Raw genomic sequence first — 11249 nt, 5'->3', positions numbered from 1 at the left:
GCGCGCCCGCGGGCAGCAGACCCACGCCGCGGACCTACGCCGCGCGCCGCACCGCTGCCGCGACGACGGCGTCGAACCCACCGAGCAGGAACGCGCCCCCGCAGTCGGTGCACACCCACTCGGGGCACTCCCCGTCATCGGTGTGCCCGTCGGCGCACGGCGGCTGCTCGAACAGGCGGTCCCCGCCGCAGGTCGGACAGGGCCACGTCCGCAGGGGCCACGTCTGCATGGGCCACGTCTGCACGGGCCACGTATCCACGGGTGCTCCCTCGACGTCGTCGGTCGCGGGACCGGTCCGTCCCGCGTCAGCCCGACGCTCGCACGGGGCACCGACAGGACCGGGCACGTCAGTCCGGCGTGTCGGACCGCCCGCTGTGCGCCGGGTCGGGTACGGCACCGCGGGAGGCGGCGGCGAGGGCCGCCTCGACCCGGGCGCGCTGCTCGGCGTCGATCGGGCAGCCGGCGGGGTTGCAGACGTAGAAGTAGTCGGCGGCGTCGGCCCCGAGCGTCTCGATGCGGGCGGAGGTGACGTCGAGCCCCTCGGCGGCGAGCGCGGCGGTGAGCCGGTACAGCAGCCCCGCCCGGTCCCCTGCGCGCACCTCCACGATGCTGGTCGCCTCCCCGCTGACCTCCGAGTCGTGCCACGAGATCCGCGGCGGCGCCGAACGGGCGGCGTCCTGCCGGTAGTCGGCCTCGCGCTGCCGCAGCCGCTCGGCCAGTGGCAGCGTCCCCTCCAGGGCCGCGCGGACGGCGTCGGCCAGGATCGTCGGCTGCGGCGCGCGGCCGAAGCGGGGCCGGACGGCGAACACCGCGGTCGTCCGGTGCCCGGAGACGTTCACCTTCGCGGCGCGGACGTCGAGCTGGTTGAGCGCCAGCACCCCGGCCAGCCGGCTGAACAGACCCGGCGCGTCGGGGGCGCCGATGGTCACCTGCTGGCCGTCGGCGACGTCCTCCACCCCCACGGTGACCGCCCCGTCCTCGGCCGCCTGGGTCACCGACGGCTCGGTCGGGTGCAGGACGGGGCCGGACTCGGCCACCGGCGTCCCGCCCAGGTGCGCCTGCACGCGCGCCACCAGGTGCGCGACCAGGTGGGCCTTCCACGGCGACCACGCCGAGACGCTCGTGGCCGCGCCGTCGGCCTGCGCCAGCGCGTGCAGCAGCTGCAGCACCTGCGCGTCGCGCCCGATGGTGTCGGCGACCCGCTCGATGGTGGCGGGGTCGTCGATGTCGCGGCGGGTGGCGGTGTCGGGCAGCAGCAGGTGGTGGCGCACCAGGGTGCCGAGGACGGCGACGTCGGCCGGGGCGAACCCCATGCGCGTGGCGACGTCCGCGGTGATGGGCTCCCCCACGACGCTGTGGTCGCCGGGCCAGCCCTTGCCGATGTCGTGCAGCAGCGCCGCGACCAGCAGCAGGTCGGGGCGGTCGACGTCGCGGGTCAGCTCGGCGGCGGCCGCGGCGGCCTCCACCAGGTGCCGGTCGACGGTGAACCGGTGCCACGGGTGGCGCTGCGGCAGCGACCGCACGTGGTCCCACTCGGGCAGCAGCCGCGACAGCAGCCCCTCCTGGTCGAGCTGCTCGAGGACCGGCACCGCCGAGCGCCCGCTGGCCAGCAGCCGCAGGAACGACCAGCGGACCTCGGCCGGCCACGGCTCGGGCACCGGCGGGGAGTGCACGGCGAGCACCTTGAGCGTGTAGGGCGAGAGCAGCAGGTCGGCACGGGCGGCCGCCGCGGCACCGCGCAGCACCAGCCCGGGGTCGGCGGCCGGGTGCGCGTCGCGGGCGAGCACGACCTCGTCGCCCTGGCGCACCACGCCCTCGGCCAGCGGCTCGCGCCGCACCCGGCGGTAGCGGGCACGCGGGCGGCGGACCAGCGCGGCCTCCACCCGCCGCCACGTGTCGTCGGCGACGAATGCCAGCCGGCGCCCGGCGAGGCTCACCTCGCGCAGCAGCACGTCCTCGTCGGCCAGCCCCAGGGCCGCGGCGACCGGGCGCTGCTCCTGCCGGACGAGGACGTCGGTGGCCCGCCCGGAGCGGCGGCGGAGCTCGTCGCGGACGTCGAGCAGGAAGGAGTAGGCCGCCTCGACCTCGGGAGAGGGCTCGTCGACCAGCTGCGCGGCGGCCACCGCGCGCAGCACCTGCCCCTCGCGCAGGCCGCCGTAGGCCTCCTTGAGGTCGGGCTCGAGGAGGAACGCCAGCTCACCGACCTGGCGGGCCCGGCCGCGGCGCAGGTCGCGCAGCTGCGGCAGCAGCCTCGACGCCGACTGCCGCCAGCTGGCCAGGGTGGCGGTGCGCAGCGAGGCCGCCAGGCCCGCGTCACCGGCGACCAGCCGGGCGTCGAGCAGCCCCAGGCCCGCCTTGACGTCGGTCGAGGCCACCGACACCGCCTCGGACACCGACCGCACCGAGTGGTCCAGCCGCACCCCGGCATCCCATATCGGGTACCAGACGGCGTCGGCGAGGCCGGCCACCTCCGGCCGGCCGTCGTGCACCAGCACGAGGTCGAGGTCGCCGTGCGGCGGGGGCTCGCGCCGTCCCAGGCTGCCCACGGCGACCAGCGCGACGCCGTCGGTGCCCGTCCGCGGCGCGCCTCCCCCGCGGGACCGGCGCGGCGGCGGCGTGCCGGCCACGGCGTCGGCCAGCAGGCCGCCCAGCCAGGCGTCGAGCACCTGCACCCGCTCGGCGCGGGGCAGGTCGGGCAGCGACCCGAGGTCCGGCACGTGTCCCCCTGCTGGTCCGGTCGGCGACGGTGGAGCGGACGGCGCCGGCCGGGGTGGTGGGGCCTCCCACCACCCCGGCCGGCCGGGCCGTCCGGCCCCGACGTCAGATGGCGTCCTCGCCGCGCTCGCCGGTCCGGACCCGCACGATCTCGTCGATCGTGGTGACCCAGACCTTCCCGTCGCCGATCTGTCCCGTGGAGGCCGACTCGACGACGGCGTCCACCACGCGGGCGGCGTCGATCTCGCCGACGACGACCTCGATGCGGACCTTGGGCACGAAGTCCACCTGGTACTCCGCACCGCGGTAGACCTCGGTGTGGCCGCGCTGGCGGCCGAAGCCCTGGACCTCGCTGACGGTCAGCCCCGTGATCCCGATCAGCTCGAGGGCGTTCTTCACGTCGTCGAGCTTGAAGGGCTTGATGATCGCGGTGACGAGCTTCATGCCCGGACCCCTTCCGTGGTCTTCGACTCGGTGTTCTTCGGCAGGGTGGCCTGGTGCAGCGCGGAGCCGCTGCCGCCACCGAGGCTGGTGAAGTCGTACCCGGACTCGGCGTGGACGACCGTGTCGATGCCGGCGACCTCGTCCTCCTCGCTGATCCGGAAGCCCATGACGGCCTTGACGACCGTGGCGATCACGAGCGTCAGGACGAAGGAGAACACGAGCACCGCACCGGCACCGACGGCCTGCCGCCAGAGCTGGTCGACGCTGCCGCCGAAGAAGAGGCTCTCCACGCCGGCCGGGGCGTCGGGGTCGGCCAGGAAGCCGATGGCGATCGTGCCCCAGAGGCCACCGACGAGGTGCACGCCGACGACGTCGAGCGAGTCGTCGTAGCCCAGCCGGTACTTCAGGCCCACGGCGAGGGCGCAGAGGACACCGGCGATGACGCCGAGGACGATCGCGCCGATCGGCGAGACCGCCGAGCAGGCCGGGGTGATGGCGACCAGGCCGGCGACCGCACCGGAGGCAGCGCCCAGCGAGGTGGCGTGCCCGTCGCGCATCTTCTCGGTGAGCAGCCAGCCGAGGATCGCCGCCGCGGTCGCGGCCAGGGTGTTGACCCAGACGACGGCGGCGGTGTTGTTGGCGGCGAGCGCGGAGCCGGCGTTGAAGCCGAACCAGCCGAACCACAGCAGGCCGGCACCGAGCATGACCAGCGGCAGGTTGTGGGGCCGCATCGCCTCGCGGCCGAAGCCGCGGCGCTTGCCGAGCACCAGCGCGAGCGCGAGGCCCGCGGCACCGGCGTTGATGTGCACCGCGGTGCCGCCGGCGAAGTCGATCGCGGCGAGGTCGTTGGCGATCCAGCCACCCACGTGGCCGGCGTCGGTGTCGAAGTCGAACACCCAGTGGGCGACCGGGAAGTACACGATCGTGGCCCACAGGCCCGCGAAGACCATCCAGGAGCCGAACCGGGCGCGGTCGGCGATGGCGCCGGAGATCAGCGCGACGGTGATGATCGCGAAGACGGCCTGGAAACCGACGAAGGCCATCGACGGCAGGCCGCCCGCCTCGCTGGTGGTGTCCTCCATGAGCCCCTTGAGGCCGAAGAACTCGCCCGGGTCGCCCAGCAGGCCGGCCCCGACGTCGTTGCCGAAGGCGACGGAGTAGCCGTAGAGCACCCACAGCACCGTGATCAGTGCCAGGGCTCCGAAGCTCATCATCATCATGTTGAGGACGCTCTTCGCGCGGACCATGCCGCCGTAGAAGAGCGCCAGGCCTGGGGTCATCAACAGCACGAGCGCCGCGCTGGTGAGGATCCAGGCGGTGTCGCCGGTGTTGACCACGGCAACCTCCTGAGGTGGGTCTGGGCCGAGGGCCGGAACGGGGAACGGTCCCCGGCGGGCCGGGGTCGGGCGGGGTCGCGGTCGCCTCCCTCCCTGGCGGCGACGCGGCGTTCACGGTGCCGGGCGGGTGTTTCCGGGGACGGCGTCGACCTGTTTCCGCACGGTGAACTCCGCGCCGCGTGTCCCGGGGGCGTGTGACGGCCGTGTTGCGGCGGTGCGTGCCGTGTCCGCCGTCACGTCCTGCACGCCCGGCGATGCGAGGTGGGTGCAGGTGCAAACCGTGTGCAATAAGGTCTCCGCGGGCGGCACCCGGTCGTCCGCGCCCCCGTGGAGGCCCCGCGTGCACGTCCCCGACGGATTCCTGGACGCCCCGACGTCCGTGGCCACCGGCGTGCTCGCCGCCGGGACGGTGGCCCTCGCCCTGCGCGGCGCCCGCCGCGAGCTCGACGAGCGCACCGCTCCGCTGGCCGGCCTCACCGCCGCCTTCGTCTTCGCGGTGCAGATGGTCAACTTCCCGGTCGGTGCCGGCACCAGCGGGCACCTCGTCGGGGGCGCGCTGACCGCGGTCCTGGTGGGGCCGTGGACGGCGGTGCTGTGCACGACCGTCGTCCTCGTCGTCCAGGCGGTGCTGTTCGCCGACGGCGGCCTCACCGCGCTCGGCACGAACGTCACGCTGATGGGCCTGGTCGCCGTCGGCGCCGGCTACGGGGTGTTCCGGCTGCTGGTGGCCCTGCTGCCGCGCACCCGCGGGGGGCTGCTCGCCGCGGCCGGGGCCGGGGCGTTCGTCTCGGTGCCGGCGGCCGCGCTGGTGTTCGTGGGGCTGTTCGCCGTCGGCGGGGTCGCCGACGTGCCCCTGGGGGCGGTGGCCGCGGCCATGGGCGGCGTCCACGTGCTGATCGGGATCGGCGAGGCGGTGATCACCGTCGCCGTGCTGGGCGCGGTGCTGTCGGTGCGGCCCGACCTGGTCCACGGCGCCGCGCACCTGCGCCGCCCGGCCGACCTGGCCACCCGCCCGGGGCTGCACGCCGAGGAGGCCGTGCGATGAGCCGCCGTCGCGGTCTGTGGCTGGCCGGCCTGCTGGTCACCCTCGTCGTCGCCGGGTTCGTCAGCTACCACGCCAGCTCCTCCCCCGACGGTCTGGAGTGGGCCGCGGGCGAGACCGGCTTCGCCGACACCGCCCGCGACAGCGCCACCGCGGGCTCGCCGCTCGCCGACTACGCCGTCGCCGGTGTCGACGACGGCCGGCTCTCCGGCGGGCTCGCCGGCGTCGCCGGTGTCGCGGTGACCCTCGTGCTCGCCGGGGGCCTCACCCTGGTGCTGCGCCGCCGGACCGGCCGCCCGGCCGTCGACGCCGCGGCCGGACCCGCCCGGGACTGACGTGGGCGCCGGGCACGGCGGCCCGCTGGGCGCGGCCTACGTCGCGGGCGGCAGCGTGGTGCACCGCCTCGAGCCGCACGTGAAGCTGGTCGCCGTCCTGGCGTTCGCGCTGGTCGTCGTCGCCACCCCGGTGCACGCCCCCTGGGCGCCGGCCGCCTACGCCGGGTACGCCGCCCTGGTCCTCGGCGCGGCCGCCGTCGCCCGGGTGCCGGCCGGGCGGCTGGCCCGCGGGCTGGTCGTCGAGGTGCCGTTCCTCGTCTTCGCGCTGCTGCTCCCCGTCGTGTCCCGCGGGCCGCGGGTCGAGGTGCTGGGCCTGTCGCTGTCGCAGAGCGGACTCGCTGCCGGCGGCGGGCTCCTGGCCAAGGCGACGCTGTCGGTGCTGGCCGCCACGGTGCTGGCCGCCACCACCGAGCCGCGGGAGCTGGTGCGCGGGCTGCAGCGGCTGCGGCTGCCGGCCCTGCTCGTGCAGATCCTGTCGTTCATGGTCCGCTACGCCGACGTCGTCGGCGGCGAGCTGCGGCGGATGAGGGTGGCGCGGGAGTCGCGCGGCTTCCGCGGCCGCGGGCCCGGGGCGCTGCGCGTCGTGGCCGCCGGCGCCGGTGCGCTGTTCGTGCGCTCCTACGAGCGCGGCGAGCGGGTGCACCTGGCGATGCTGTCGCGGGGGTACACCGGCGCGCTGCCGGCCGGCCCGGCCGCCGCCGTGCCCGCGCGGGCGTGGCTGGTCGCGCTGAGCCTGCCCCTGACCGCCGCCGCGGTGCTCGCGGCGGGGATGCTGCTGGGGTGAGCACCGCCCCCGCAGCCCTGCTCGTCGAGGACCTGGCCTTCGCCTACCCCGACGGTCACCAGGCGCTGTTCGGCGTGGACCTGCGGCTGGACCCCGGCGAGCGGGTGGCGCTGCTCGGACCCAACGGCGCGGGCAAGACGACGCTCGTGCTGCACCTCAACGGCATCCTCTCCGGCGGGCGCGGCCGGGTGACCGTCGGCGGGTTGCCGGTGCGGAAACGGGACCTCCCGGAGGTGCGCCGGCGGGTCGGGATCGTCTTCCAGGACCCCGACGACCAGCTGTTCATGCCCACCGTGGGCGAGGACGTCGCCTTCGGGCCGCGCAACCTCGGCCTGCCCGAGCCGGAGGTCGCCGCCCGGGTGGCCGTGGCGCTGGAGCAGGTCGGGATGGCCGGGTCCGCCGACCGGCCGCCGCACCACCTGTCGTTCGGCCAGCGCCGCCGGGTCGCCGTCGCCACCGTGCTGTCGATGCACCCGGAGGTGCTGGTGCTCGACGAGCCGTCGTCGAACCTCGACCCGGCCGGCCGGCGAGAGCTGGCCGAGGTCCTCACCGGCCTGCCGGTGACCATGCTGATGGTCACGCACGACCTGCCCTACGCCCTGCAGCTGTGCCCGCGCTCGGTGGTCCTCGACGGCGGCGTGGTGGTGGCCGACGGGCCGACCCGCGACCTGCTCGCCGACGCCGATCTGCTCGCCGCCCACCGCCTCGAGCTCCCGTTCGGCTTCGACCCCACCCGGGTGTAGCGCCCCGCCGTCAGTCGGCGCCGCCGACCAGCCCCTCGGCGAAGGCCTCCGGCTCGAACGGCGCGAGGTCGTCGGCGCCCTCCCCCAGCCCGATGAGCTTCACCGGGATGCCGAGTTCACGCTGCACCGAGACGACGATCCCGCCCTTGGCCGTGCCGTCGAGCTTGGTGAGCACCACGCCGGTGACGTCGACGGCGGAGGTGAACACCCGCGCCTGCACGATGCCGTTCTGGCCGGTGGTCGCGTCGAGGACGAGCAGCACCTCGGTGACCGGGCTCTGCTTCTCCACGACCCGCTTGATCTTGCCGAGCTCGTCCATGAGGCCGGACTTGGTGTGCAGCCGGCCCGCGGTGTCGACGACGACGGTGTCGACCTCGGCCTCGACGCCGGTGCGCACCGCCTCGAAGGCCACGGACGCGGGGTCGGCACCCTCGCGGCCGCGGACCGTGAGCACGCCCACCCGCTCGCCCCACGTCTCGAGCTGGTCGGCGGCCGCGGCGCGGAACGTGTCGGCGGCGCCGAGGACGACGCTCTTCCCGTCGCCGACGAGGACGCGGGCGATCTTGCCGACCGTCGTCGTCTTCCCCGCGCCGTTGACGCCGACGACGAGGACGACGCCGGGCCGCCCCTCGCGCCGGTCGGTGCCCAGGCGGCGGTCCAGGTCGGGGCCGAGGACGGCGGTGAGCTCGCGGACCAGCAGCGCGCGCAGGTCCGCGGGCGAGCCGGTGGCCAGCACCATCGACTGGGTGCGCAGCCGCTCGACGATCTGCGTGGTCGCCGCGACGCCGACGTCGGCGGCCAGGAGCGTCTCCTCGACCTCCTCCCAGTCGTCCTCGGTCAGCCGCTCGCGGGCGAGCACGGTGAGCAGGCCGCGGCCCAGCGAGGACTGCGAGCGGGCCAGCCGGGAGCGCAGCCGCACCAGCCGGCCGGCCGACGGCGGCGGCGTCTCGAACGCCAGGCCCGGCTCGGGCTCGGCCGGCGGCAGGTCGACGACCGGCGGCGCCTCCGGCGAGACGGGCTCGACCGGGGCCAGGCCCTGACCGGACGCGGTGGCGCCCGCGGGCCGGTCCTCGACCGGCGGGGCGGCGGGCGGGCGCGGCCGGGTGAGCGTCGTGCCCGAGACCGCGTCGTCGTCCAGGCGGGTGGTGCGGCGGCCGCGGCCGACCAGCAGGCTCACCCCGAGGACCAGGGCCACGAGGAGGATCGCGATCGCGATCAGCACGAACTCCATGCGCCCATCCTCCCAGTCCGCGCACGCAGGGTCCTGGGCGGAACCCGGGCCGGTGGGCCAGGCTGACGGCATGCCGCTGCCCCAGGGAGACACCCCGACCCTCCTGATCGGCCCGCTCCTGCGGCACGTCGACCCCGTGTCGGCGACCGTGTGGGTGGAGACCGACCGCCCGTGCACCGTCGACGTCCTCGGGCGGACCGCGCGCACCTTCCGCGCGGGCCGGCACCACTACGCCCTCGTCGTCGTCGAGGGGCTGGAGCCGGGCAGCACGACGCCCTACGAGGTGCGCCTCGACGGCTCCCGCGTGTGGCCGGAGGAGAGCTCGCCGTTCCCGCCGAGCCGGATCCGCACGCCCGGGCGGCCGGGGCCCTTCCGGCTGGCCTTCGGCTCCTGCCGCTACGCCGCGCCGAGCACCGTCGACCTCGACGAGGACATCCCGCCCGACGCGCTCGACGCCTACGCCGAGCGGGTGGCCGCGCTGCCGGAGGACGAGTGGCCCGACGCGCTCGTGATGCTCGGCGACCAGGTCTACGCCGACGAGCTGACCACGGCCACGCGCCGATGGCTGGGCCTGCGCCGCGGCGAGCCGGTGCCCGAGGACGCGCAGACGCGGGACTTCGAGGAGTACACCCGCCTCTACGCGGAGTCCTGGAACGACCCGCAGGTCCGCTGGCTGCTGTCGACGATCCCGTCGTCGATGGTGTTCGACGACCACGAGATGATCGACGACTGGAACACCTCGGCCGCCTGGCGCCGCGAGGTGACCGCGACCGACTGGTGGGACGACCGGATCGCCGGCGGGCTGGCCAGCTACTGGGTCTACCAGCACCTGGGCAACCTCTCCCCCGCCGAGCTGGCGGAGAACACGACGTGGCAGGCGGTGCGCGCGCAGCCCGCCGGCACCGACGCCGAACCGCTGCTCCGGGAGATGGCGCTGGCCGCCGACCGCGATCCGCACACGGTGCGCTGGAGCTACGTGCGGCACTGGGGCGACGCGCGGCTGCTGATGGTCGACAGCCGCGCCGGGCGGGTGCTCGAGGAGCAGGGCCGCCGGATGGTCGACGACGTCGAGTTCACCTGGGTCGAGGACCAGATGCGCGAGGCGGTCGAGGACGGCGTCAGCCACCTGCTGGTCGGCACGTCGCTGCCCTGGCTGCTCCCCCACGCCATCGACTCGATCGAGCGGTGGGACGAGGCGCTGGCCGTCCGGCACGAGGGCCGGCTGCTGGGACGGGCCGCGGAGAAGCTGCGCCAGGCCGCCGACCTCGAGCACTGGGCGGCCTTCGGCGCCTCCTTCGACCGGCTGGCCGCCGCCCTGCTGACCGTGGCCCGCGGCGAGCACGGGCGGGCGCCGGCGACGGCGCTGGTGCTCTCCGGCGACGTCCACCACGCCTACGCCGCCGAGGTGGTCTCACCCGGCGGGCTGTCCGGGCGGGTGCACCAGCTCACGGTCTCGCCGCTGCACAACCAGGCGCCGCACCCGATCCGGGTCGGCTTCCGCATCGGGTGGAGCCGCTGGGCGCGGCGCTTCACCGGCGCGATCGCGCGGGCGGCGCGGGTGCGCCCCGTCTCGGTCGAGTGGGTGAAGGCGGCCGGGCCGTACTTCGGCAACCAGGTGGGCGAGCTGGTCCTCGACGGGCGGGAGGCGCGCTTCGTGCTGCACGTCAGCGACCACCGCCCCGAGGGCGGGGAGGGCCTGCAGCAGGTGCTCGACCTGCCGCTCACCGATCCGGTCCCGGCGGAGGTGGCGGGCGTCCCGGGATGACAGGCTGACGGGGTGACCGATCCCCACGGCCTCAAGCCGGCCCCCGGTCCCGACCAGCCGCCGATCCCGGTGCGCCTGGTCACCTTCAACACCCACCACGGCGTGGGCCACGACCGCCGGCACGACCTCCCCCGCCTGGCGAAGGTGCTCGCCGCCGCCGACGCCGACGTCATCTGCCTGCAGGAGGTCGACCGGCACTTCGGCGACCGCAGCGAGGACGTCGACCAGGCGCTGCTGCTCTCGCGCGCGCTGGACATGCAGCTGGCCTGGGGCCCGGCCATCGACCAGGAGCGCCCCGGCGACCAGCCGCGCCGTCAGTACGGCAACGCGCTGCTGTCCCGGCTGCCGATCCTCGTCAGCGACGTCCACCCGCTGCCCGGCAGCGGGGAGCCGCGCAGCGCGCTGCGCACCCTGATCGAGCTCGACGGCGGCGCGCTGTGGGTGACCACCACCCACCTGACCACCCGGTCGGCCGACGAGCGCGCCGCGCAGGCCGCCCTGCTGCGCGGCCTGTTCGAGGACCCGATGGCGACCGGCGTGGTGGTCGGCGACCTGAACGCCGCCCCCGACGCCCCGGAGCTCGCCGCGCTGCGCGAGGGGTTCGCCGACGCCTGGGGCCTGGCGCACGAGCGCGACGACCAGGCGCGCTGGCGGTTCTGGCAGCGCCAGGAGGGCCTCACGCACCCGGCGCGCGCGCCGCACGCGCGCATCGACCAGGTGTGGGTGACCCGGGGCATCGGGGTGGCCGGCGCGCGGGTGCTCGACGGCGCGGGCGCGTCGGACCACCTGCCGCTCGCCGTCGACCTGCTGGTCCCCTCCGGCGTCTGAGCGGGCTGAGATGGCCGTACCTGTC

The 11249-nt window shown here is 76.0% G+C and carries 11 protein-coding genes; 6 read left to right on the top strand and 5 right to left on the bottom strand.

The features are described 5' to 3' along the window. Positions 1 to 34 precede the first annotated feature (34 nt). From HLV61_RS07335 to HLV61_RS07320, 4 genes are all read right to left on the bottom strand, one after another. The gene (locus HLV61_RS07335; protein WP_369253808.1) at positions 35 to 229 is read right to left on the bottom strand and encodes a hypothetical protein; all 195 of its coding nucleotides are present in this window, start codon (positions 227 to 229) and stop codon (positions 35 to 37) included. A 118-nt stretch (positions 230 to 347) separates the two neighbouring features. Continuing rightward, a complete protein-coding gene (locus tag HLV61_RS07330; RefSeq protein WP_369253806.1) occupies positions 348 to 2717 on the bottom strand; it encodes a [protein-PII] uridylyltransferase in 2370 nt (789 codons plus the stop codon). Between the two features lie 103 nt (positions 2718 to 2820). Continuing rightward, entirely contained in the window at positions 2821 to 3159 is a 339-nt protein-coding gene (locus tag HLV61_RS07325) for a P-II family nitrogen regulator (protein ID WP_369253804.1), read from the bottom strand. Beyond that, positions 3156 to 4496: an ammonium transporter gene (locus tag HLV61_RS07320; protein ID WP_369253802.1), complete on the bottom strand. Its 1341-nt coding sequence runs from the start codon at positions 4494 to 4496 to the stop codon at positions 3156 to 3158. Before HLV61_RS07320 ends, HLV61_RS07325 begins: the two co-directional genes overlap by 4 nt. Before the next feature lie 340 nt (positions 4497 to 4836). Between HLV61_RS07320 and HLV61_RS07315 the strand changes: the two genes are divergently transcribed. The 4 genes from HLV61_RS07315 to HLV61_RS07300 are packed head-to-tail and all read left to right on the top strand — an operon-like array spanning position 4837 to position 7400. Continuing rightward, on the top strand, positions 4837 to 5541 hold the full coding sequence (locus HLV61_RS07315; protein ID WP_369253800.1) for an energy-coupling factor ABC transporter permease: 705 nt from the start codon (positions 4837 to 4839) through the stop codon (positions 5539 to 5541). Continuing rightward, positions 5538 to 5873, top strand: a complete 336-nt coding sequence (locus HLV61_RS07310) for a PDGLE domain-containing protein (protein WP_369253798.1) — start codon at positions 5538 to 5540, stop codon at positions 5871 to 5873. The genes HLV61_RS07315 and HLV61_RS07310 overlap by 4 nt, the downstream gene beginning before the upstream one ends. Position 5874: 1 nt before the next feature. Continuing rightward, positions 5875 to 6657: a cobalt ECF transporter T component CbiQ gene (gene cbiQ / locus HLV61_RS07305; RefSeq protein ID WP_369253796.1), complete on the top strand. Its 783-nt coding sequence runs from the start codon at positions 5875 to 5877 to the stop codon at positions 6655 to 6657. After that, complete coding sequence (locus HLV61_RS07300) at positions 6654 to 7400, top strand: energy-coupling factor ABC transporter ATP-binding protein (RefSeq protein WP_369253794.1); 747 nt, start codon at positions 6654 to 6656, stop codon at positions 7398 to 7400. Before cbiQ ends, HLV61_RS07300 begins: the two co-directional genes overlap by 4 nt. A gap of 10 nt (positions 7401 to 7410) precedes the next feature. On the opposite strand, the gene ftsY is transcribed toward HLV61_RS07300, so the two are convergent. Beyond that, positions 7411 to 8631, bottom strand: a complete 1221-nt coding sequence (ftsY, locus tag HLV61_RS07295) for a signal recognition particle-docking protein FtsY (protein WP_369253792.1) — start codon at positions 8629 to 8631, stop codon at positions 7411 to 7413. Between the two features lie 70 nt (positions 8632 to 8701). Here ftsY and HLV61_RS07290 point away from each other — a divergent pair, with 70 nt between their 5' ends. After that, positions 8702 to 10396, top strand: a complete 1695-nt coding sequence (locus HLV61_RS07290; protein ID WP_369253790.1) for an alkaline phosphatase D family protein — start codon at positions 8702 to 8704, stop codon at positions 10394 to 10396. A gap of 12 nt (positions 10397 to 10408) precedes the next feature. Then, positions 10409 to 11224, top strand: a complete 816-nt coding sequence (locus HLV61_RS07285) for an endonuclease/exonuclease/phosphatase family protein (protein WP_369253788.1) — start codon at positions 10409 to 10411, stop codon at positions 11222 to 11224. Positions 11225 to 11249: the final 25 nt, after the last annotated feature.

The sequence above is a fragment of the Geodermatophilus amargosae genome (assembly GCF_041028265.1).
Lineage (GTDB): Bacteria > Actinomycetota > Actinomycetes > Mycobacteriales > Geodermatophilaceae > Geodermatophilus > Geodermatophilus amargosae_A.
This window is presented reverse-complemented; position numbering and strand designations above follow the sequence as displayed.